We start from the raw sequence: 21,511 nt of genomic DNA on the forward strand, positions 1-21,511 counted from the left end.
GTGAGGACATGGAGCGTGGCCAGGTGCTGGCGAAGCCGGGCTCCATCACGCCGCACACCAAGTTCAAGGCGCAGATCTACGTGCTGTCGAAGGAAGAGGGTGGGCGCCACACCCCGTTCTTCAAGGGCTACCGTCCCCAGTTCTACTTCCGCACGACGGACGTGACGGGCACGGTGAAGCTGCCGGAGAACGTCGAGATGGTGATGCCGGGCGACAACATCGCGATCGAGGTGGAACTCATCACCCCGGTGGCGATGGACAAGGAGCTGCGGTTCGCCATTCGTGAGGGCGGTCGTACGGTGGGCGCGGGCGTCGTTGCGGAGATCATCGCCTGATCGGCTTCACGCCGACCAGCTTCCACGGGCACTGAGTTGCCGAGGGGAGGGCTGCTTTTGTAGCCTTCCCCTCTCGCATCTGGTGAAATGAGCCATGCCGAAGGGTAACCGTTCCATCATCTCGCTCGAGTGCACCACGTGCAAAGAGCGGAACTACACGACCACGAAGAACAAGCGGAAGAGCCAGGACAAGCTCGAACTGAGCAAGTTCTGCCCTCGGTGCCGCAAGCATACGGACCACAAGGAAGGCAAGGTCTAGGTCGCGCGTTCCATGAAGGTTTAGGCCAGTAGCTCCAACGGTAGAGCAGCGGTCTCCAAATCCGCGTGTTGGGGGTTCGAATCCCTCCTGGCCTGCCAGCTTCAGTACAGGGACCCCCGGTACCGAGCGGTGCCGGGGGTCCCTGCCTTTTCGCAGTCCAGCTTCCGCAGTCCCTCGTGAGGCACCATGGCGACGGCAACTGAGGCCAGCCAGCAGGCTAACCGCTCGGGTATCGACCCCAAGCGGCTCGTGGTCATCTTCTATCTCGTCGCCGGCATCGTCCTGGCCCTCTTCCTGGAGCATGTCTTCGGGTTGCTCTGGAGCCGGTTCGGCTGGAGCGACGTCGAGCTCTTCGAAGGCCTGGGCTGGCGTGTGTCGACCCTCGTGGGCTACGGCGTAGCCCTGGGGTTGGTGCTGGCGGCCTACTTCCATCCTCGCACGCACGCGCTGTCCATCGACGTGGCGTCCGAGCTGATGAAGGTCACCTGGCCTACCTGGTCGGAGACCCGCGCTTCGACCATGGCCGTGGTCGTCGCGTCGCTCGTGGCGGCCGTCCTCCTCTTCTGCATCGACACCGTCGCGTACAACTTGATGGTGGAGTGGCTGCCTGCCCTGTGGGGGAAGCTGTAATGGCGAAGAAATGGTTCACGGTCCAGACCTACTCGAACTACGAGAACCAGGCGAAGAAGAACCTGGAAGAGCAGGTGCGCCTCAAGGGCCTGCAGGACCAGGACTTGATCGGTGAGATCCTCATCCCCATGGAGCAGGTCGTGGAGATGGTGAACGGCGAGAAGAAGACCACCCGCCGCAAGCTCTTCCCGGGCTACATCTTCGTCCAGATGGAGCTCAGCGACACCACCTTGCACCTGGTGAAGAACACCTCCAAGGTGACCGGCTTCCCGGGCGTCGGGCAGAACGAGCAGCCCCGGCCCATGTCGGACGCGGAGGTCGCTCGGCTCACCGCGCAGGTGACCGAGGGCGCCCACAAGACCAAGCCCAAGGTCCAGTTCGAGACGAGCGACACGGTGCGCGTCATCGACGGCCCGTTCGCCAACTTCAACGGCACGGTGGAAGAGGTCAACCCGGAGAAGGGCCGCGTCCGCGTGCTCGTCAGCATCTTCGGTCGTGCGACCCCCGTGGAACTCGATTTCATGCAGGTGGAGAAGACCACCGGCTAATCAGTCTTCCGCGTCCGGATGACGGGCGCGGATCAACGGGTGGGAGGGTCGTCCCGTCTGGCGACCCGCTGGAACCACCCCATCGAAAGGCAGCAGTCCGCCGATGAAGAAGATCACAGGTCAGGTCAAGTTGCAGATTCCCGCCGGCAAGGCGAACCCCGCCCCGCCGATTGGTCCCGCCCTCGGTCAGCAGGGCGTGAACATCATGGAGTTCTGCAAGCAGTTCAATGCCAAGACGCAGGCAGAGGCGAAGGAAGGTCTCATCATCCCGGTGATCATCACCGTGTATGCGGACCGCTCCTTCACCTTCATCATGAAGACGCCTCCCGCCGCCATCCTCATCAAGAAGGCCGCGGGTCTCCACACGGAGAAGAAGAAGGGTTCGGGCGCGAAGAAGCCGGGCAAGGAGAAGGTGGGGCAGATCACCCGGAAGCAGCTCGAGGAGATCGCCAACAAGAAGATCCAGGACACCACCGCCGCGTCCCTCGAAGCCTGCATGAACACCATTGCTGGCACCGCGCGCTCCATGGGCATTGAAGTCGTCGGCTAGCCCGCCCCCATCTTTCAAGGATTCCTGCCATGGCTACCAATGGAAAGAAGTTCCGCGCGTCCTCCGAGCTGGTGGACCGCAACAAGCGCTATCCCGTCGCCGAGGGCTTCGCGCTGCTGAAGAAGACGGTCGAGTCGCGCGCGACGAAGTACGACCAGACGGTCGATGTCGCCATCAACCTGGGCGTGGACCCGAAGCACGCGGACCAGATGGTCCGTGGCGCCGTGGTGCTCCCGCACGGTACCGGCGCCACCGTGCGCGTGGCCGTGTTCGCCAAGGGTGAGCGCGCGACCGAGGCGGCCAACGCCGGCGCCGACATCGTGGGCGCGGAGGACCTCCAGAAGCGCATCGAGGAGGGCTTCCTCGACTTCGACACCGTCATCGCGACGCCGGACATGATGGGTGTGGTCGGTCGCCTCGGTAAGGTGCTTGGTCCCCGCGGTCTCATGCCCAACCCGAAGGTCGGCACGGTCACCATGGACGTCGCCAAGGCCATCCGCGACTCCAAGGGCGGTAAGGTCGACTTCCGCGCGGAGAAGGCGGGCATCGTCCACGCGAAGATGGGCAAGGCCTCCTTCGAGACGGCCAAGCTCGAGGCGAACTTCAACGCGCTGGTGGACCTGGTGATGAAGCTCAAGCCGGCCACCGCCAAGGGCGTGTACCTGCAGGGCATCGCCATCTCGACGACGATGGGGCCGGGCATCAAGCTCGACACCACCGAAATCCTGGCGCGTCACCGCTAGTTCGCGGCGCCAGCCGGGCCGGGAAGAGTGCGCTCCCTGACGGGGAGCGTCAGTCCTGTCGTCCGCTGAACGTCGGTCGCATAGAAAGTGCTGGATCTTTGCGAAAGCCGGGGGTATAGGCCCCCGGCTTTTGCAATTGGAGCGCCATGTCGAGAGACGCGGCGTTCCGACCTGGTTCATGACAGCAGGGACCTGGAAGGGAAGAAGACGCGTCCGTTGGGAACCGGGCAACCGGTCGGGCGTTTATTCCGCTCCAGGTTCAAACGGCCGCAAGGTCAGCCCTGCCGAGACTGGAGGTGCGGTGTGGTGCCTCTCGGAGGCTCCTCCCTCGCTCTGCCACTTTGGCCCAGGCATCACGCCCGACCGTCAGGTCGGGCCATAAAGGAGGTGAGTCAAGGTGCTGAAGAGCGAGAAGGAAGTGATGATCAAGGAACTCCACGAGAAGTTCGCCCGGACCAAGTCCGCGGTGGTCGCCGAGTTCTCCAAGGTGGATGTGGAGACGGTGACCAAGCTTCGTCGGAAGTTCCGCGAGGGCAAGGTCGAATACAAGGTCATCAAGAACACGCTGGCGCGCCGTGCTGCTGAAGGCACGTCCCTCTCCGTGATTTCGGATGACTTCACGGGTCCCGTGGCCCTGTGCATCAGCTACGACGACGTGGTGGCTCCTGCCAAGATCCTGATGGATTTCATCAAGGACATGGAGACCATCAAGGTCCGCAGCGCCGTGGTGGACGGCCGCAAGGTCGACGTCAACGGTGTGAAGGCGCTGGCGAAGTTGCCGGGCCTCAACGAGCTCCGAGGGCAGTTGCTCGGAATGCTCAACCAGCCTGCTGGCAAGCTGGTTCGGACCATCGCGGCCCCCGGGTCGCAGCTCGCGCGGGTCATCCAGGCCAACGCGGACAAGTCGAAGCCCGAGTAATCGTCCCGAGAAGTTTTTCTACCGCAACCCCTGCGGCTGGGCTGACCCAATGGGTCGCCGGCCGTTAGTCAACACCAGAAGGACACAGTTCCATGGCTGACCTGAACAAGATTGCCGAAGACCTCTCCTCCCTGACGATCCTGGAGGCCGCTGAGCTCGTGAAGGCCCTCGAGACCAAGTGGGGCGTTTCCGCCGCGGCCGTTGCCGTTGCCGCGGGCCCTGCCGTCGCCGCCGCTCCTGTCGAGGAGAAGACGGAGTTCAACGTCATTCTCGCCAACGCGGGCGCGAACAAGATCAACGTCATCAAGGAGATCCGCGCCATCACCGGCCTGGGCCTGAAGGAGGCCAAGGACCTGGTCGAGGGCGCGCCCAAGACGGTCAAGGAAGGCGTCAACAAGGACGACGCCAAGAAGATCAAGGACCAGCTCGTCGCGGCTGGCGCCACCGTCGAAGTGAAGTAGTTCTGACAGGGGCTGTCCTGTTCTTCCGGGAAATCCCGGGCAGCCTCCTGACTGGATGAGCAGGCCGGCGTCCCCTTTGCTGGGGCGCCGGCTTTGCCCATTTGACATTTGCCAAATTTCCCGGCGCCGCCGCGCGTTACTGAAGTTTGCCCCGCCCGAGCAGCCGTCCCCGGAGACCGAATGCCGACGCAGATCCAGAACAATTTCCGCGTGCGGAAGACCTTCGCCAAAATCGCGAAGATCATCGACATTCCCAATCTCATCAACATCCAGAAGCAGTCCTACGAAAAGTTCCTCCAGGCTGACATCGCCCCGGAGAAGCGCGAGGACCTTGGCCTTCAGGGTGTCTTCAAGTCCGTCTTCCCGATCCGGGACTTCAACGAGACCTCCTCGCTGGAGTTTGTCAGCTATCACCTGGAAAAGCCGAAGTACGACGTCGATGAGTGCCACCAGCGTGGAATGACCTACTCGGCGCCCATCAAGGTCGTCGTGCGCCTGGTCGTTTGGGACAAGGACGAGGAGACCGGCGCCCAGTCGATCCGCGATGTGAAGGAGCAGGAAGTCTATTTCGGTGAAATCCCGCTGATGACCCAGAACGGTACGTTCATCATCAACGGCACCGAACGCGTCGTCGTGAGCCAGTTGCACCGCAGCCCCGGTGCGTTCTTCGACCACGACAAGGGCAAGAGCCACTCGTCGGGCAAGCTGCTCTACAACGCCCGCATCATCCCGTACCGCGGCTCGTGGATCGACTTCGAGTTCGACCACAAGGACCTGCTGTACGTGCGCATCGACCGGCGCCGCAAGCTGCCGGCCACCGTGCTCATCCGCGCCCTGGGCGCCGTCGGTGACACGGCGAAGAAGAACCCGCTCGACTTCAAGGGTTCCACCGAGGAGATCCTCAACTACTACTACGCCACCGAGACGATCTACCTGCAGAGCGCCGCCGACTTCGAGAAGAGCGTCGAGCTGGAGCTCCTGCCGGGTCAGCGCGCCACGCGCGACATCAAGACCAAGTCCGGTGACCTGATCGTCAAGAAGAACCGCAAGTTCACGCGCGCCGCCATCAAGAAGCTTGAAGCGGCGAAGATGACGAAGCTGCCCATCGACGTGGACGAGCTCTTCACCAAGGTGTCCGCCTACGACGTCGTGGACGAGAACACCGGTGAGGTCATCCTCGAGTGCAACGAGGAAGTCTCGCAGGAGAAGGTGGACGAGCTCCTCAAGCGCGACATCAAGGAGTTCAAGGTCCTCTTCATCGACAACCTCAACGTGGGTCCGTACCTGCGTGAGACGTTGATGCTGGACAAGATCGAGTCGCCCGAGCAGGCCATCATGGAGATCTACCGGCGCCTGCGCCCGGGTGATCCCCCGACGCCGGAGACGGCGACGAACCTGTTCAGCAACCTGTTCTTCAATCCGGAGCGCTACGACCTGTCCAAGGTCGGCCGCCTCAAGCTGAACTTCAAGTTCAGCCTTGAAGAGCCCCTGGACGGGCAGATCCTCACCAAGCGCGACATCCTGGAGGTCATCCGCTACCTGATCGACCTCAAGAACGGCAAGGGGACGATCGACGACATCGACCACCTGGGCAACCGGCGCGTGCGCGCGGTGGGTGAGCTGCTGGAGAACCAGTACCGCATCGGTCTGGTTCGCATGGAGCGGGCGATCAAGGAGCGCATGAGCCTCCAGGAGATCGAGACGCTCATGCCGCACGATCTCATCAACGCCAAGCCCGTGACGGCGGTCATCAAGGAGTTCTTCGGCTCCAGCCAACTGTCGCAGTTCATGGACCAGACGAACCCGCTCTCGGAAGTGACGCACAAGCGTCGTCTGTCCGCGCTCGGGCCTGGCGGTCTGACGCGTGAGCGCGCCGGCTTCGAGGTGCGCGACGTGCACCCGACGCACTACGGCCGCATCTGCCCCATCGAGACGCCGGAAGGTCCGAACATCGGCCTCATCGCGTCGCTGTCGACCTATGCGCGCGTCAACGAGTTCGGCTTCGTGGAGACGCCGTACCGCAAGGTGGACGCGGGCAGCGTGACCGCGGACGTGGCCTTCTACTCGGCGCTCGAGGAGGAGAAGCACACCATCGCCCAGGCGAACGCGGAGACGGACAAGAAGGGCAAGTTCGTCAACGCGCTGGTGCAGAGCCGCCGCAGCGGCGAGTTCGTCCAGGTCAAGGCCGAGGACGTGGACCTGATGGACGTGTCCCCGAACCAGTTGGTGTCGGTGGCCGCCTCCCTCATCCCGTTCCTGGAGAACGACGACGCGAACCGCGCGCTCATGGGCTCCAACATGCAGCGTCAGGCCGTGCCGTTGCTGCGCACGTCCGCGCCGCTCGTGGGCACGGGCATCGAGGCCATCGTGGCCCGCGACTCGGGCGTCACCTGCGTGGCGCGCCGCGACGGCATCGTGGAGTCGGTGGACGCCAGCCGCATCGTGGTGAAGGCGGACTCCAACGCGGCCCTGAGCGACGTGTCGAGCGAGGTGGATATCTACAACCTGCTCAAGTACCAGCGCTCCAACCAGAACACGTGCCTCAACCAGAAGCCCATCATCCGCAAGGGTGACCGGGTGAAGAAGGGCGACGTGATCGCGGACGGTCCGGCCACCGAGACCGGTGAGCTGGCGCTGGGTCAGAACATCGTCGTCGCGTTCATGCCGTGGCAGGGCTACAACTTCGAAGACTCCATCCTGCTGAGCGAGCGCATCCTCAAGGAGGACGTCTTCACGTCCATCCACATCGAGGAGTTCGAGTGCATCGCGCGCGACACCAAGCTGGGCAAGGAGGAGATCACCCGCGACATCCCGAACGTGGGTGAGGAAGCCCTCAAGGACCTGGACGAGAGCGGCATCATCCGCATCGGCGCCGAGGTGAAGCCCGGCGACGTGCTGGTGGGCAAGATCACCCCGAAGGGCGAGACCCAGCTCTCCCCCGAAGAGAAGCTGCTGCGCGCCATCTTCGGTGAGAAGGCCGGCGACGTGCGTGACAGCTCCCTGCGCGTGCCTCCGGGCGTCGTGGGCACCGTCATCAACGCCAAGGTGTTCAGCCGCAAGGGCGTGGAGAAGGACGAGCGCGCCAAGCAGATCGAGTCCATGGAGGAGGCGAAGCTCCTCAAGGACCAGAACGACGAGATCAAGGTCCTCCAGGACTCCGCCTACAGCCGCCTCCGCGGCCTGGTTCGCGGCAAGGAGGTCCAGGGCAAGCTCGTGGACGACAAGGGGAAGATCCTCCTCAAGAAGGGGGACATCCTCAACGACGAGCTGTTGACCACGGTGCCCTACAAGTACTGGGGCGAGATCTCCGTCGGTGAGCCGCTGGACGCGCGCCTGCGCGACATCCTGCGCAGCCTGGAAGACACGAAGGAGGCCGTGAAGCTGGCCTTCGGCGAGAAGATCGCCCGCATCAAGAAGGGCGACGAGCTTCCTCCGGGCGTCATCAAGATGGTGAAGGTGTACGTCGCCATCAAGCGCAAGCTGGCGGTGGGCGACAAGATGGCCGGTCGCCACGGCAACAAGGGCGTCGTGTCCCGCGTCCTCCCCGAGGAGGACATGCCGTACCTGGAGGATGGGCGTCCGGTGGACATCGTCCTCAACCCGCTCGGCGTCCCCAGCCGCATGAACATCGGGCAGATCCTCGAGGTCCACCTGGGTTGGGCCGCCAAGGGCGTCGGCGAGCAGTTGCAGCGCTACCTCGATGAGAACTTCAGCGGCGAGCAGCTCAAGAAGCAGTTGAAGACCGTGTACGACGACAAGGCCTTCGGCGACTTCGTGGACGGCCTGTCCGACCAGGAAGTCCAGGACCTCTGCCGCCGCCTGAAGAAGGGCATCCACGTGGCCACGCCGGTGTTCGACGGCGCCCGCGAGACGGAGCTGCACGCCCTCTTCGACGAGGGTCGTCTGCCCCGCTCGGGCCAGATGGTGCTCTTCGACGGCCGCACGGGCGAGCCGTTCGACCAGAACGTCACCGTGGGCGTGATGTACATGCTCAAGCTGCACCACCTGGTGGACGAGAAGATCCACGCCCGTTCCATCGGGCCCTACTCGCTCGTCACGCAGCAGCCCCTGGGCGGCAAGGCCCAGTTCGGCGGCCAGCGTCTGGGAGAGATGGAAGTGTGGGCGATGGAGGCCTACGGCGCGGCGTACACGCTGCAGGAGTTCCTCACCGTCAAGTCGGACGACGTGGTGGGCCGCACGCGCATGTACGAGGCGATCGTCAAGGGCGACAACGTCCTGGAGAGCGGCCTGCCCGAATCGTTCAACGTGCTCCTCAAGGAGCTCCAGTCGCTGGCCCTGGACGTGGAGTTGCTGGAGAGCGCGCCCCCGGAGCGTCAGCGCAGCTTCGGCGGCGACTTCCTGGGTGGTGGCGACGGCGAGGACCGGAAGTCCGGGACCGAAGCCTAGGCCTTTTTAGCAGCCGGTGCGCCCGCCTGACCGGTCGGCATCGCTTCCTCGTGGAGGGAGCGGCCGACCGGGTGCAGGGCGGGGGCCCGAAACGTTTGGCGCCTTGAGCGCTCATAAGTTTTCGGAGGCAACGTGAAGGACATTTTCAACTTCTTCGAGAAGCCGAAGGACCCGCTGTCGTTCAACGCCATCCGCATCGCGCTGGCGTCGCCCGACAAGATTCGGCAGTGGTCGCACGGCGAGGTGAAGAAGCCGGAGACCATCAACTACCGCACGTTCAAGCCGGAGCGTGACGGCCTGTTCTGCGCGCGCATCTTCGGTCCCGTGAAGGACTACGAGTGCAACTGCGGCAAGTACAAGCGCATGAAGCACCGCGGCGTCGTGTGTGAGAAGTGCGGCGTGGAGGTCATCCAGTCCAAGGTGCGCCGTGAGCGCCTGGGACACATCACGCTCGCCACGCCCGTGGCCCACATCTGGTTCCTCAAGTCGCTGCCCAGCCGCATCGGCAACCTGCTCGACATCACCCTCAAGGAGATGGAGAAGGTGCTGTACTGCGAGAGCTACATGGTCATCGACCCGAAGGCGACGCCGCTGCAGCGTGGCGAGCTCGTCTCCGAGGAGAAGATGCATCGGCTCTTCCAGGAGCACGGCGAGGACTCGTTCACCGCGGGCATGGGCGGCGAGGCCGTCCGTGAGATGCTCAAGTCCCTGGACGTGGAGAAGCTGTCCGAGGAACTGCGCAAGGACATGCGCGAGACCACCAGCGAGGCGAAGCGGAAGAAGTACGCCAAGCGCCTGAAGGTGGCCGAGGCGTTCCGCGTCTCCGGGAACAAGCCCGAGTGGATGATGCTGGACGTCATCCCGGTCATCCCGCCCGACCTGCGTCCGCTCGTTCCCCTGGACGGTGGCCGCTTCGCGACCTCCGACCTGAACGACCTGTACCGCCGCGTCATCAACCGGAACAACCGCCTCAAGCGGCTCCAGGAGCTGAACGCGCCGGACATCATCATCCGCAACGAGAAGCGGATGCTCCAGGAGGCCGTGGACGCGCTGTTCGACAACGGCCGCCGCGGCAAGACCATCACCGGCCCGAACAAGCGGCCGCTGAAGTCGCTGTCCGACATGCTCAAGGGCAAGCAGGGCCGGTTCCGTCAGAACCTTCTCGGCAAGCGCGTGGACTACTCGGGCCGCTCCGTCATCGTCGTCGGTCCCGAGCTGCGCCTGCACCAGTGCGGCCTGCCGAAGATCATGGCGCTCGAGCTCTTCAAGCCGTTCATCTACAACAAGCTCGAAGAGAAGGGCTACGTCACCACCATCAAGTCGGCGAAGAAGATGGTGGAGAAGGAGCGTCCTGAGGTCTGGGACATCCTCGAGGACGTGATCCGCGAGCACCCGGTGCTCCTCAACCGCGCCCCCACGCTGCACCGTCTGGGCATGCAGGCCTTCGAGCCCGTGCTCATCGAAGGCAAGGCCATCCAGCTCCACCCGCTGGTCTGCGCCGCGTTCAACGCCGACTTCGACGGCGACCAGATGGCCGTGCACGTGCCGCTCTCCATCGAGGCTCAGATGGAAGCGCGCGTCCTGATGATGTCGACGAACAACATCCTCAGCCCCGCGAACGGCAAGCCCATCATCGTCCCGACGCAGGACATGGTGCTCGGCATCTACTACATGACCCGCGCCCGCGAGTTCGCCAACGGCGAAGGCCGCGTGTTCGCGTCGCCCGAGGAAGTGCGCGCCGCGTACGACCACGGCGAGGTGCACCTGCAGGCCAAGGTGGTGTGCCGCATCGACGCCAAGCGCAAGGAGACCACGGTCGGCCGCGTGCTGCTGTGGGAAGTCGTTCCGCGCCGCGTGGGCTTCGACGCCATCAACAAGGTGCTCGACAAGAAGTCGCTCGGTAACCTCATCGACCTCTGCTACCGCCTCACGGGCGAGAAGGAGACGGTGCTGCTGGCCGACCGCATCCGGAGCCTGGGCTACTTCCACGCGACCCGCGCCGGCATCTCCATCGCGCTCAAGGACATGATCATCCCTGCGAAGAAGCAGGAGTTCCTGGACTACGCGCGCAAGGAAGTGGCGGAGATCGAGAACCAGTACCTTGAAGGCCTCATCACCGACGGTGAGCGCTACAACAAGGTCATCGATATCTGGGCGGAGATCACCGAGAAGGTCGCCCAGGAGATGATGCAGCAGATCTCCACCGACGAGGCCACCGGGGACGTGGACGGCAAGCGCATCTCGCGCAAGCAGCCGTCGTTCAACCCCATCTACATCATGGCCGACTCGGGCGCCCGCGGCAGCGCCCAGCAGATCCGTCAGTTGGCCGGTATGCGCGGCCTGATGGCCAAGCCCTCCGGCGAAATCATCGAGACGCCCATCACGGCCAACTTCCGTGAAGGCCTCTCCGTGCTCCAGTACTTCATCTCCACGCACGGCGCCCGCAAGGGTCTGGCGGACACGGCGCTCAAGACGGCCAACTCCGGTTACCTCACCCGCCGTCTCGTTGACGTGGCGCAGGACGCCATCATCAACGAGTACGACTGCGGCACCATGGACGGTCTGTTCATTGGCGCCCTGGTCGAAGGCGGCGAGATCATCGAGCCGCTGGGTGAGCGCATCCTGGGCCGCGTGGCCCTGGACGACATCCTCGACCCCGTGACGGGCGAGGTGCTGGTGCGCGCCAACGAGGAGATCGACGAAGAGCGCGTCCGCCGCATCGAGAACAGCGGTCTGGACCGGGTGAAGATCCGCTCGGTGCTGACCTGCCAGGCCAAGCGCGGCATCTGCGTGGAGTGCTACGGCCGTGACCTGGCGCGTGGCCGCAAGGTGTCCGTCGGCGAGGCCGTGGGCGTCATCGCGGCGCAGTCCATCGGTGAGCCGGGTACCCAGCTCACGATGCGCACCTTCCACATCGGTGGTGCGGCGACGCGGCGCGCGGAACAGTCCAGCCTGGAGAACCGCTACGCGGGTTCCGTGAAGTTCGCGGGCCTGAACACGGTGCAGAAGGCGGACGGCACGCTGGTGGCCATGAACCGCAACGGCGAGCTCGTCGTCGTCGACGAGTCGGGCCGCGAGCGCGAGCGCTACCAGATCATCTACGGCGCCCGCATCCTGGTGAAGGAACACCAGAAGCTGGAGCCGGGCGTGCTCCTGGCCGAGTGGGACCCGTTCGCGATTCCCCTGCTCACGGAAGTGGGCGGTGTCGTGCGCTACGAGGACATCATCGAAGGCGTGACGATGTCCGAAACGCTCGATGAAGTGACGGGCCTGTCGCGCAAGACCGTCATCGAGTCCAAGGACCCGGAGGCGCGTCCGCGCGTCACCATCCGCGACGCGCAGGGCAACGTGAAGGACCTGCCGTCCTCCCGCAACCAGGCGAGCTACTTCCTGCCCCAGGGCGCGATCATCACCGTGAACGACACGGATGAGATCTCCGCGGGTGAAGTCATCGCCAAGGTGCCTCGTGAGACCACGAAGACCAAGGACATCACGGGCGGTCTGCCCCGCGTGGCCGAGCTCTTCGAGGCGCGCAAGCCCAAGGACGCGGCGGCGATCGCGGAGATCGACGGCGTGGTGTCCTTCGGCAAGGACACCAAGGGCAAGCGCAAGCTCATCATCACCCCCGAGGTGAGCGGCGAGCAGCGCGCGGACCTGGCCAAGGAGTACCTGATCTCCAAGGGCAAGAGCATCAACGTCCACTCCGGCGACCGCGTGAAGGCCGGCGAGGCGATGATGGACGGCGCGGCCAACCCGCACGACATCCTCAAGGTGCTGGGCGAGAAGGAACTCGCGCGCTACCTGGTGGACGAAGTGCAGGAGGTCTACCGACTGCAGGGCGTGAAGATCAACGACAAGCACATCGAGACGATCGTCCGGCAGATGCTGCGCCGGGTGCGCGTCACGGACGTGGGCGACACCAACTTCCTGGTCGACGAGCAGGTCGAGAAGTGGGTGTTCGAGGAGGAGAACGAGAAGGTCATGGCCGAGGGCAAGCGCCCGGCCGTGGGTGAGCCGCTGCTGCTCGGCATCACCAAGGCCTCGCTCTCCACCGAGTCGTTCATCTCCTCGGCGTCGTTCCAGGAGACCACCAAGGTGCTCACCGAGGCCGCCATCAACGGCAAGGTGGACTACCTGCGCGGCCTCAAGGAGAACGTCATCATGGGCCGGCTCATCCCCGCCGGCACGGGCCTGCCGAACTACAAGCACCTCGACATCGAGGTGGAGAGCCCCACGGACGAAGTCAACGAGATGGAGGCCGCCCTGGCCGCCACCCACGGCGACGGTCCGCTGACCCCTCCGCCGTCGCGGCCGGACACCCGGTCCACCGACGTCGCCTAGTGTCTTCCGGGAGCGTCCCTGACGCTCCTTGAGTCAGCCGCCGTCCTGGGTCACCCGGGGCGGCGGCTTTCTTGTTTTGCACAGTTCGTCGCCTGTTGTCTTGACAGCATGTCGCGGTGCGTTATGTTGACGCATCACGTTATACGAGCCCGGAAGCCGGGCGGGGGAGCAGGACATGACGACGACGAACGCGAAGGTGACGGCCGTGACGCAGAACGTGGAGAACTTCCTCAAGGGGCAGTTCTCCCAGGCCCAGAAGCGGTTCGAAGGGCTGGAAGGGGAGGCCAACAAGGCCTTCAAGGTGCTGGAGACGCGGGGCCAGGAAGCGGCGAAGGAGGTCCAGGCCCTGTGGACGAAGGTCCAGGCCGGCGAGCTGCGTGCGGACCCCCGCGTGCAGGAGCTGAGCAAGAAGGTGGACGCCGCCAGCGTGGGGCTGCGCAAGCGGCTGGATGGGCTGCAGGCGAAGGTCGTGGAAGCTGTCGGGGTTGCCAGTCAGTCCCAGGTGGAGCAGATCACCCACGAGCTGGGCCGCCTGTCGAAGAAGCTGGATGTACTGCTGAAGCCCACCCGTCGGGCCCACGGCGCGACCAAGAATTCGGGCGGCGCGGCGTCTTCTCCGCGAGCCTGAGCAGCGTTTTCATAACCTGGGGGGTGTGCTTAGGTGGCCGCCCCTTTTGTTCGAGCCCCGGGTTTCCCTTGTGGAAACGCTGGGGACTCCCGGAGCGACTTCATGGACAACAACACCGAGGCCCCCCGAGAGAAGACCTCCGTGGCGGAGGCTTTCGAGCGCATCTGGAGCCAGGCACTCCTGGCGGTGAACACGGCGGAGGAGGAGGCTTCTCGCGCCGTGCAGCGCGTGGCGTCCGTCGCGGGCTGGAGCCAGGACGAGGTGAAGCGTCAGGCCCGTGAGTTCGCGGAGCGGCTGACGGGGCACCGCAAGGACCTGGAGCACAACGTGGAAGAGCGGGTCCGCACGGCCCTGACGTTGCTCAAGCTGCCGCGCCGCGAGGAGTTGCAGGCGTTTGGCAGCCGACTGGAGCGCCTCTCCGAGCGCATCCAGGCCCTGGAGCACCGCAAGTGAGTGGACCCGCCGCCTCGGGCGGCAGGTCGTTGGGAACGCGGTTCTTCGCGGGGCTGCATGCCCTGAGCAGCGGGTGCTCCCGGCTCCCGTTGCTCGCGGGCATCGCGCTCGTGGTGTCCGCGCGGGTGGTGCCCCTCCTGGAGGAGCCCGCCCCCCCGTCCGTCGTTCCCGAGCTGGTGTCGCAGGAGTCCGTCTCCGAGGAGGCGATGCTCATCGACGCGGTGCTGGCCAAGCGCGCCCCGGACCTGGGGCTCACGCTGCGCCGGCGCCTGGGGCAGGCCATCGACGAGGAGTCCCGCCGCACCGGGTATGATCCGCTGCTGGTGCTGGCGCTCATCGACGTGGAGTCCGACTTCGAGGAGGAGTCCGTCTCCGACAAGGGCGCTCGGGGCCTGATGCAGATCAAGCCCAGCACGCTGCACTTCCTGGCGGAGAAGGAGGGGTTGCGGCTGTCGCGCGAAGAGGTGGTGGCCGATCCCGCCGTCTGTGTGCGCCTGGGCATCCGCTACCTGCGTTCGCTGCAGAGCCGGTTTGGCGGCGACCTGGACCTGGCGCTGATGGCGTACAACGCCGGCCCCACGCGCATCCGGGACGCCCTGAGGGCTGGGGAGCTGGAGAAGTTCCGCCGCTACCCCCGGGCCGTGCAGCGCGACTTCCGCCGCTTCCGCGAGGGCCATGGCCTGGGCGGAGACTGGGCGCTGGCGCAGCGGGAACTGCCGCCCGAGCCGCCCGGCACGACGACGACCGCAGCACCCTGACGGGGGCCTTCTCGCGGTCGTGGTGAATGTTCGGGGCCGTGGCGGGTTCAAAGCCTTGCCACACTCGCCTTGTCCCGCTCCCCGGGGTGCGCTAAGTCGTTTGCAAGCACCCGGGACTGTTGAGGATTCCCTGGAGGGATGCCCCCCATGTCTCGTCCGTCCGTCCGCATCGCGCTCACTGTCGCGGCCACGCTGGTCCCCATGTGGGCCCTGGCCGGCTCTGTCTTCCTCAATGGCGTCAACATCGACGGCGTGAAGGGCCAGCGTTTCGAGAAGGCCACCGTCCGCATCGACGCGGAGGGCAACGTCCACATCGACGCGCCAGGGTATGCCGCCCGCGTGACGACCGTGACGCCCACGCCCGCTCCCGCCGCGAAGCCCCCTCCGACAGCCCCTCCGCCCGCGGCAGGCCCGCTGGATGCCGGGGTGGCGACGGCGCCCGTGCCCGCCGCTGCCACGGCCCCCGTGCCGGGGCGCATCACCCAGCGCTACTGGCTGGTGACGGAGCAGACGACCCCGGGCATGACGGACTTCGACATCGACGTGTACGTGAACTCCCGCTGGGTGCGTCGTTTGCGCAACAACGAGGAGCAGGTGGCCCAGGACATCACCCGTGAGTTGCGCCCCGGGGCGAACGCGGTGACGCTGATTGCCCGCAAGGCGCAGGGCAGCCGCCGCAGCACGTCCGCCAGCAACGTCTTCAAGGTGATCATCGGGGAAGGCAATGAGGGCGGCGGCAACGTGATGATTGACACGCCCCTCATCCGCTTCCAGAAGACGGCTGCGGACGCGCAGGACGCGACCGAGGAGTTCACCCTCACCACCCGCTGACACGGGACGGCGCGGGGAAGGGAGACGACGGTGTTCACCATCGACGAGCGTTACCGGGGACTCCCCGCCAGCCGAGACCAGGTGCTCGCGCTGCACCTGTCCCTCAACGCGCCGCACGTGGCCATCCCCGGCAAGCAGGCCGGGCCGGCGCAGGCCTTCGTGGTGGGACTTCGCGGAGGGCAGGGCGCGGGTGTCTTCGTGTACCTGTACCTGGTGGAGGCCGGTGACTGCGCGGTGTACGTGTCCGGGCGGCGCGTCCAGTCCTCGGACGAGCTGCGGGAGGACGAGGACGACGCGCTCGGGTTCGTGGAGTCGCTGGGCTTCATGATGGACAACGCGAACTGGCGCGCGGTCGCGCCCGCGCAGCAGGATGAGTGGCTCAAGACGCTCCCCGTCTTCTTCAAGGAGCCCACGCTCGTGCCCGCCGTGAAGGCCCGCGCCGAAGAGAAGCGCAACGTCGCCACCACCCTGGGCCGCTTCCTGGCCGCGTTCTGAACCTCCCTCCCGGATTGGCTCCCATGTTCCGCATCCCTTCCGCCTGTTGCCTCGCGCTCGTGCTCGCGTCCGCGGGGTGTGCGCACGTCCCCACGGAGAAGGAGCGCGAGAGTTCGGAGATCCACTACGACCTGGGCGTGCAGGCCCAGCAGCACGGCCACGTGCAGGACGCGCTCCAGGAGTACCAGAAGGCGCTGGAGATCAACCCGAGCAACCCGGAGGCCCACAACGCGATGGGCATCCTCTTGCACCTGTCCTTCCGGCGGCTCGATGAGGCCGCGGCCCACTACGAGAAGGCGCTGGAGCTGCGTCCGACGTTCTCCGACGTGCGCAACAACCTGGGCAACCTGCGCCTGGACCAGGGCCGCTACGACGACGCCATCAAGCTGTACGAGGCGGCGCTCAACGACATGCAGTACCGCTTCGGCTTCTCCGCGCAGGGCAACCTGGGCTGGGCGCAATACAAGAAGGGCGACACCGCGAACGCCTTGCAGAACATCAAGGCGTCCGTGACGACCAATCCGGAGTTCTGCATGGGCTTCCGGAACCTGGGCATCATCTACGACGAGACGGGCAAGACGGCGGAGGCCTGCATGCAGTTCGGCCACTACCGCGAGAAGTGCCCGGACACGGCGGAGGCCTACCACCGGGAAGGCGTGTGCCAGGCGAAGCTCGGGAACGTGGATGCGGCGAAGGCGGCGCTCGCGGGCTGTGAGGCCAAGGCGCAGGCCACCGAGCAGGTGCTCAAGGACGACTGCCGCTCATTGCTGGAACACCTCTAGCCGGGGGCCCTGGGGACCGTGGACCACGTCGACTTCGGCAAATACCTCAGTCAGCAACGCGAGCTCCGCGGGCTGTCGCGCGAGGACGTCTCTCGGGAAACGAAGATCCCCCCCAGCCTCGTCGCGGCGTTGGAGGCGGGGCAGGTGGAGCGTCTGCCCGAGCGTGTGTTCGTCCTGAACTACATCCGCGCGTACGCCCAGGTCATCGGGTTGTCGCCCGAGGAAGCGGCGCTTCGCTACGAGGAGGTGGACCGGGCGGTGCCCGCGCCGTCTCCCGTGCAGTTGGAGAAGGAGCGGCGCAAGCGGGCGTACGTCATCCTGGCCGCGGTGCTGGCGGTGCTGCTGCTGGGTGCGGTCCTGTTCCTGATGCTGACCGGGAAGCTTCCTTCGCCCCTGGCGCGTTGAAGGGAGATCATGGAGCGGTACGCCGACGACGCGTTCGTGCTGTCCACGGTCGACTATGGCGAGTCCGACCGGATGGTGACGCTGCTGACGCGCGAGCACGGCAAGCTGACCGCGTTCGCCGCGGGAGCGCGCAAGAGCAAGCGCCGTTTCGCCGGAGCGCTGGAGCCGTTCATGCGGCTGCGCGTCCAACTGGTGGAGACGCGCGGCAGCACGGTACGGCTGGACTCCGCGGACATCGTGTCGGGGTTCTACGCGGCGCGCGAGGACCTGTCGCTCATCGCCCGGGCGCTGTACGCGGTGGAGCTGTGCCGCGAGCTCACGCGTGAGCACGAACCGCACCCGGAACTCTTCCTGCTGATGGAGGCCTACCTCCACCGCCTGGACGCGAAGGAGGCGGGGCCCACGTCGCTCCTGGCCTTCGAGCTGGCGGCGCTGGCGCAGGCTGGACTGATGCCCCGCTTCGACTCCTGTGCGCTGTGCGGGGGCGCTCCTGGCGAGCGGCCCCGGTTCGACCAGGGCCACGGCGGCGCGGTGTGCGAGCCGTGCGGCGGACGGGCTCGCGATTCGGTCGCGGTGCCGGTGGCGTTGCTGACCGGGCTCCGCTCGCTGCAGGAGGGTGGGCGCACGCCGCTGCCCCCTGACTTGCGGGCGCGGGCGCGCGGGCTGCTCAACGTCTTCATCGCGCACCATCTGGGCCGGCGGCTCAAGAGCGTGGACTTCATGGCCCAGGTGGGCCTGGACTGAAGCGGGATCCCGCGCGTGCGCGGGCGGGGAGCGTCATGCACGAGACCGGGCCGCTGGACGTGGTGTGTGTCGGCGAGACGCTGGTGGACTTCCTTCCCGCGTCGGGTGGGGCTTCACGCGTGCGGGACGTGGACGCATGGCGGCCTTCGACGGGCGGCTCGCCGGCGAACGTCTCCGTGGGAGTTTCGCGCCTGGGACTGCGCTCGGCGATGGTGGGCGTGGTGGGCTCGGATGAGTTCGGTCACTTCCTGCGCGATCGGCTGGCCGCGGAGGGCGTGGACGTCAGCCGCCTGCGTCAGGTGGACCACGCGCGCACGGGGCTGCTGTTCGTGTCGCTGGATGCGCGGGGCGAGCGCAGCTTCACGTTCTTCCGCACGCGTTCGGCGGAGTTCCTGCTGGATGACTCGGACGTGGACGGCGACTTCGTGCGGCGCGCGAAGGTGCTGCACTCCGGCTCCAACTCCCTGGTGCTGCCTGCGGCGCGCGAGGCCGTGGTGCGCATGCTCACCCTGGCGCGCGAGGCCGGGATGATTGTCAGTTGTGATCCGAACCTGAGGCTCCACGTGTGGCCGGAGCCCGAGGAGCTGCGGGTCCTCCTGGGACGCATGCTGCCCCTGTGCACGGTGGTGAAGCTGTCGGAGGAGGAGGTGGCCTTCGCGACCGGTGCGCGCACGCCCGAGGAGGCCCTGCGGCACCTGGACGGGTTGGGCGTGCGGCTGCCGGTGGTGACGCTGGGCGAGCAGGGCGCGGTGTTCCTCTGGCGGGGCGAGGTGGTCCACGTCCCCGCCCCCCGGGTGACGGTGGTGGACACGACGGGCGCGGGGGATGGCTTCGTGTCGGCGCTGCTGCATGGGCTGGTGCGCTGGTACGGCGATGCGCGCTCGCTCGCGGACGCGACGCGGGAGGAGCTGGTCGCGCTGATGACGTTCGCGGCCGACGTGGGCGCGCGGGTGGTGACGAAGCTGGGCGCGGTGGCGGCCCTTCCCCTGGCGTCCGAAGTAGAAGGCCTGCTGCCCACGCGCTCCCAGGGCCCGGACGCGGTCCAGCGCGCCGCGCGTTGAACCTGGACGCCGTGCCGGGTCAGGCTCCCGTGTTTCACTGTGTCCAACGTGGCCCACCATCCCGCCCGGGAGGGACCGATGAGCGACCCGAGACCTGATGCGACGCCCCCCACCTCCGCGAGGGTTCGGGGCCTGGAGCAGATCGACCGGCTGTCCGTGCCGCTGCCGCACGGCACCGAGGTGACGACGCGCGTGGAGCGCGTGGCCTCCGCCGGGCGCCGCATCCCGCAGGGCGTGGTGGGCCGCGTCGTGCGCGCGCATGACGGTGGCTTCGATGTGCAGATCGTCGGCGTGGGCGAGGTGTGGTTCGCGCGCGAAGAACTGGTGCCCCGGCGCGTGGGACAGGTCCAGTTCGCCCAGCGGCGCGAGGCGGCCTGGGGCGCGCTGCGGCCGTGCGTGGTGCTGGAGACACGCGTGGGCAGCCACGCCTGGGGGCTCGCGGACGAACGCTCCGACGTGGACGTGCGCGGCGTGTTCTCGCTGCCCCTGTCGTGGACGCTGGGGCTGGGGCAGGCGCCGCAGGACCTGGTGAGCGCGGATGGCAGCACCACGTACTGGGAGGTGCGCAAGACGGTGGAGCAGGCCCTGCGCGCGGATCCGAACACGCTCGAAACGTTGTTCGTCCCTGGCGCGACGGCGTCGGATGAGCTGGGCGAGTGGATGCTCGAAGCGCGCGAGGCGTTCGTCTCCAAGGCCATCTTCGGCAGCTTCGGGCGCTATGCCATGAGCCAGCTCGACAAGCTCACGCGCAGCCAGCGGCTGGCCGAGCACCGCGACCTGCTCCTCGCGTGGCTGTGCGAGGACCCCACGCCAGACCTGGACGAGGTGGCCCGGAGGCTGGCCGCCGTGTCGCCCCGGAGCGCGCCCACGCCCGAGGATGGGGTGCTCGCCGCGAAGACGTACGTCAAGCAGCTCTACCGCTCGCTCTGGGACCAGGGCCTGCTCGCGGCCAACGACTTCGCGGCGCTGACGGCGTACGCACGTGGTGGCGGCCAGCGCCCTCCGTCCGCTCGGGAGCTGCGGCCGAAGAATGCCTACAACCTGCTGCGTCTGGTGGCGCTGGCGACGGGGTGGCTGCGCGACGGAACTCCCACCTTCGAAGCGACCGGAGCGTTGAAGGCGCGGCTGCTCGACATCAAGGGCGGGCAGGTTCCGTTGGAAGAGGTCCTGCGCGACGCGGAGGCGATGGCGCCCGCGCTGGAGGTCGCGCACCGCGAGAGCCGGCTGCCGGAGCATCCGGACTACGCTCGCGCGGATCGGCTGTTGCGGCGGGTGGGGGACGAGGTGGCCCGGCGCTGGGTGCTGAAGACGCCCGGGCCGTTGGGGCGTGACACGCCGGAGGCCCCGGCGCTGGAAGGAGGGACGGAATGAAGGGCTCAATGACGGAGCATCAGCAGCGGATGGCGGACCGGGTGCTGGACGAGGAGTCGCAAAGGCGCGAGCACCTGGTTGTCTCGCTCTCCGGCGCGCATGCGTACGGCTTTCCCTCGCCGGACAGCGACCTGGATCTCAAGTCCATCCACATCGCGTCCACCAGCGCGCTCCTGGGCCTCCAGACCCGCCACGTGAACGCCGAACGGCTGGAGGTGCTGGAGGGCGTGGAGGTGGACTACTCGTCCAACGAGCTGCAGCCCGTGCTGCTCGGCATCCTCCAGGGCAACGGCAACTACATCGAGCGGGTGCTGGGGGCCATCCCCGTGCGCGCCCTCCCGGAACTGGAGGTCCTGCGTCCCCACGTGCGGTCCGTGCTGTCGCGCCGCATCCACCGGCACTACCGGGGCTTCGCGCAGGGCCAGCTCCGCGAGTGGGAGAAGAGTGGCTTCCGCTCCGCGAAGAAGCTGCTGTACGTGCTGCGGACCACGCTCACCGGGACGCATGCGCTGCGCACGGGCGAGGTGGAGACGGACGTCACCGTCCTGCTGGAGCCGTACGGCTTCGGCGATGCCCATGCGCTGGTGGAACAAAAGCTCCGGGGCGAGCGCAGTGAGCTGCCCGAGGCTCTCAGCGTGCGATGGCAGGGGGAGGTGGCGCGGGCCTTCGGGGTGCTCGATGCGGCGGATGCGGACTCCCAGCTTCCCCTGGAGCCTCCGACCGCGGCGGTGGCCGCGCTCGAAGGGTGGATGCTTGATGTTCGGAGACGGCGGTTCGGCGTCTAACCCGC

Annotated in this window: 21 protein-coding genes and 1 tRNA gene; all 22 read left to right on the plus strand. The window is 66.7% G+C overall.

The window, feature by feature from the left end; translation table 11 throughout:
- Nucleotides 1–335, plus strand: a 335-nt coding sequence (locus D7V88_RS13200; RefSeq protein ID WP_504813678.1) for an EF-Tu C-terminal domain-related protein, incomplete at its 5' end; no start/stop codon positions are given.
- A gap of 94 nt (nucleotides 336–429) precedes the next feature.
- Nucleotides 430–594 (plus strand): 50S ribosomal protein L33, encoded by a 165-nt coding sequence (rpmG, locus tag D7V88_RS13205; protein ID WP_002617522.1) that lies wholly within the window; start codon nucleotides 430–432, stop codon nucleotides 592–594.
- Nucleotides 595–616: 22 nt separating this feature from the next.
- Nucleotides 617–692 (plus strand) — tRNA-Trp (locus tag D7V88_RS13210).
- Nucleotides 693–780: 88 nt separating this feature from the next.
- Nucleotides 781–1,224 carry a preprotein translocase subunit SecE gene (gene secE, locus D7V88_RS13215; RefSeq protein ID WP_120540997.1) on the plus strand — a complete coding sequence of 148 codons (444 nt, stop codon included), beginning with the start codon at nucleotides 781–783 and terminating at the stop codon, nucleotides 1,222–1,224.
- Nucleotides 1,224–1,772, plus strand: coding sequence for a transcription termination/antitermination protein NusG (gene nusG, locus D7V88_RS13220; protein ID WP_120540998.1), 549 nt, complete (start codon nucleotides 1,224–1,226; stop codon nucleotides 1,770–1,772). Before secE ends, nusG begins: the two co-directional genes overlap by 1 nt.
- Before the next feature lie 103 nt (nucleotides 1,773–1,875).
- A complete protein-coding gene (gene rplK / locus D7V88_RS13225; protein ID WP_120533438.1) occupies nucleotides 1,876–2,322 on the plus strand; it encodes a 50S ribosomal protein L11 in 447 nt (148 codons plus the stop codon).
- Nucleotides 2,323–2,351: 29 nt separating this feature from the next.
- Entirely contained in the window at nucleotides 2,352–3,065 is a 714-nt protein-coding gene (rplA, locus tag D7V88_RS13230) for a 50S ribosomal protein L1 (protein WP_120533437.1), read from the plus strand.
- Between the two features lie 397 nt (nucleotides 3,066–3,462).
- Nucleotides 3,463–3,984, plus strand: coding sequence for a 50S ribosomal protein L10 (gene rplJ / locus D7V88_RS13235; RefSeq protein ID WP_120540999.1), 522 nt, complete (start codon nucleotides 3,463–3,465; stop codon nucleotides 3,982–3,984).
- A 92-nt stretch (nucleotides 3,985–4,076) separates the two neighbouring features.
- Nucleotides 4,077–4,445 carry a 50S ribosomal protein L7/L12 gene (gene rplL, locus D7V88_RS13240; RefSeq protein ID WP_120541000.1) on the plus strand — a complete coding sequence of 123 codons (369 nt, stop codon included), beginning with the start codon at nucleotides 4,077–4,079 and terminating at the stop codon, nucleotides 4,443–4,445.
- Nucleotides 4,446–4,625: 180 nt separating this feature from the next.
- Nucleotides 4,626–8,852, plus strand: a complete 4,227-nt coding sequence (gene rpoB / locus D7V88_RS13245; protein WP_120541001.1) for a DNA-directed RNA polymerase subunit beta — start codon at nucleotides 4,626–4,628, stop codon at nucleotides 8,850–8,852.
- 132 nt (nucleotides 8,853–8,984) lie between these two features.
- The gene (gene rpoC / locus D7V88_RS13250) at nucleotides 8,985–13,193 is read left to right on the plus strand and encodes a DNA-directed RNA polymerase subunit beta' (RefSeq protein ID WP_120533433.1); all 4,209 of its coding nucleotides are present in this window, start codon (nucleotides 8,985–8,987) and stop codon (nucleotides 13,191–13,193) included.
- 175 nt (nucleotides 13,194–13,368) lie between these two features.
- A complete protein-coding gene (locus D7V88_RS13255) occupies nucleotides 13,369–13,821 on the plus strand; it encodes a hypothetical protein (protein ID WP_120541002.1) in 453 nt (150 codons plus the stop codon).
- Nucleotides 13,822–13,923: 102 nt separating this feature from the next.
- The gene (locus D7V88_RS13260) at nucleotides 13,924–14,274 is read left to right on the plus strand and encodes a phasin family protein (RefSeq protein ID WP_120541003.1); all 351 of its coding nucleotides are present in this window, start codon (nucleotides 13,924–13,926) and stop codon (nucleotides 14,272–14,274) included.
- The gene (locus tag D7V88_RS13265; protein ID WP_120541004.1) at nucleotides 14,271–15,032 is read left to right on the plus strand and encodes a lytic transglycosylase domain-containing protein; all 762 of its coding nucleotides are present in this window, start codon (nucleotides 14,271–14,273) and stop codon (nucleotides 15,030–15,032) included. The genes D7V88_RS13260 and D7V88_RS13265 overlap by 4 nt, the downstream gene beginning before the upstream one ends.
- Before the next feature lie 147 nt (nucleotides 15,033–15,179).
- Nucleotides 15,180–15,863, plus strand: coding sequence for a hypothetical protein (locus D7V88_RS13270; protein ID WP_120541005.1), 684 nt, complete (start codon nucleotides 15,180–15,182; stop codon nucleotides 15,861–15,863).
- A 30-nt stretch (nucleotides 15,864–15,893) separates the two neighbouring features.
- Nucleotides 15,894–16,358, plus strand: a complete 465-nt coding sequence (locus tag D7V88_RS13275) for a social motility and stimulation tgl protein (RefSeq protein WP_120541006.1) — start codon at nucleotides 15,894–15,896, stop codon at nucleotides 16,356–16,358.
- Between the two features lie 23 nt (nucleotides 16,359–16,381).
- Nucleotides 16,382–17,140, plus strand: a complete 759-nt coding sequence (gene tgl, locus D7V88_RS13280; protein ID WP_120541007.1) for a social motility TPR repeat lipoprotein Tgl — start codon at nucleotides 16,382–16,384, stop codon at nucleotides 17,138–17,140.
- An 18-nt stretch (nucleotides 17,141–17,158) separates the two neighbouring features.
- A complete protein-coding gene (locus D7V88_RS13285) occupies nucleotides 17,159–17,545 on the plus strand; it encodes a helix-turn-helix domain-containing protein (protein WP_120541008.1) in 387 nt (128 codons plus the stop codon).
- A gap of 9 nt (nucleotides 17,546–17,554) precedes the next feature.
- Nucleotides 17,555–18,289 carry a DNA repair protein RecO gene (gene recO / locus D7V88_RS13290; protein ID WP_120541009.1) on the plus strand — a complete coding sequence of 245 codons (735 nt, stop codon included), beginning with the start codon at nucleotides 17,555–17,557 and terminating at the stop codon, nucleotides 18,287–18,289.
- A 35-nt stretch (nucleotides 18,290–18,324) separates the two neighbouring features.
- A complete protein-coding gene (locus D7V88_RS13295; RefSeq protein ID WP_120541010.1) occupies nucleotides 18,325–19,350 on the plus strand; it encodes a carbohydrate kinase family protein in 1,026 nt (341 codons plus the stop codon).
- A 78-nt stretch (nucleotides 19,351–19,428) separates the two neighbouring features.
- A complete protein-coding gene (locus D7V88_RS13300; protein ID WP_120541011.1) occupies nucleotides 19,429–20,721 on the plus strand; it encodes a DNA polymerase beta superfamily protein in 1,293 nt (430 codons plus the stop codon).
- Complete coding sequence (locus tag D7V88_RS13305; protein WP_208726268.1) at nucleotides 20,718–21,506, plus strand: nucleotidyltransferase domain-containing protein; 789 nt, start codon at nucleotides 20,718–20,720, stop codon at nucleotides 21,504–21,506. Before D7V88_RS13300 ends, D7V88_RS13305 begins: the two co-directional genes overlap by 4 nt.
- Nucleotides 21,507–21,511: the final 5 nt, after the last annotated feature.

This window comes from Corallococcus terminator, from assembly GCF_003611635.1.
GTDB classification, from domain to species: domain Bacteria; phylum Myxococcota; class Myxococcia; order Myxococcales; family Myxococcaceae; genus Corallococcus; species Corallococcus terminator.

Excerpts from the sequence above, each read along its gene's own strand:
- rpmG (WP_002617522.1), top strand. The coding sequence starts at position 430 with ATGCCGAAGGGTAACCGTTCCATCATCTCGCTCGAGTGCACCACGTGC.
- secE (WP_120540997.1), top strand. The coding sequence starts at position 781 with ATGGCGACGGCAACTGAGGCCAGCCAGCAGGCTAACCGCTCGGGTATC.
- nusG (WP_120540998.1), top strand. The coding sequence starts at position 1,224 with ATGGCGAAGAAATGGTTCACGGTCCAGACCTACTCGAACTACGAGAAC.
- rplK (WP_120533438.1), top strand. The coding sequence starts at position 1,876 with ATGAAGAAGATCACAGGTCAGGTCAAGTTGCAGATTCCCGCCGGCAAG.
- rplA (WP_120533437.1), top strand. The coding sequence starts at position 2,352 with ATGGCTACCAATGGAAAGAAGTTCCGCGCGTCCTCCGAGCTGGTGGAC.
- rplL (WP_120541000.1), top strand. The coding sequence starts at position 4,077 with ATGGCTGACCTGAACAAGATTGCCGAAGACCTCTCCTCCCTGACGATC.
- rpoB (WP_120541001.1), top strand. The coding sequence starts at position 4,626 with ATGCCGACGCAGATCCAGAACAATTTCCGCGTGCGGAAGACCTTCGCC.
- D7V88_RS13255 (WP_120541002.1), top strand. The coding sequence starts at position 13,369 with ATGACGACGACGAACGCGAAGGTGACGGCCGTGACGCAGAACGTGGAG.
- D7V88_RS13260 (WP_120541003.1), top strand. The coding sequence starts at position 13,924 with ATGGACAACAACACCGAGGCCCCCCGAGAGAAGACCTCCGTGGCGGAG.
- D7V88_RS13270 (WP_120541005.1), top strand. The coding sequence starts at position 15,180 with ATGTCTCGTCCGTCCGTCCGCATCGCGCTCACTGTCGCGGCCACGCTG.
- tgl (WP_120541007.1), top strand. The coding sequence starts at position 16,382 with ATGTTCCGCATCCCTTCCGCCTGTTGCCTCGCGCTCGTGCTCGCGTCC.
- recO (WP_120541009.1), top strand. The coding sequence starts at position 17,555 with ATGGAGCGGTACGCCGACGACGCGTTCGTGCTGTCCACGGTCGACTAT.
- D7V88_RS13295 (WP_120541010.1), top strand. The coding sequence starts at position 18,325 with ATGCACGAGACCGGGCCGCTGGACGTGGTGTGTGTCGGCGAGACGCTG.
- D7V88_RS13300 (WP_120541011.1), top strand. The coding sequence starts at position 19,429 with ATGAGCGACCCGAGACCTGATGCGACGCCCCCCACCTCCGCGAGGGTT.
- D7V88_RS13305 (WP_208726268.1), top strand. The coding sequence starts at position 20,718 with ATGAAGGGCTCAATGACGGAGCATCAGCAGCGGATGGCGGACCGGGTG.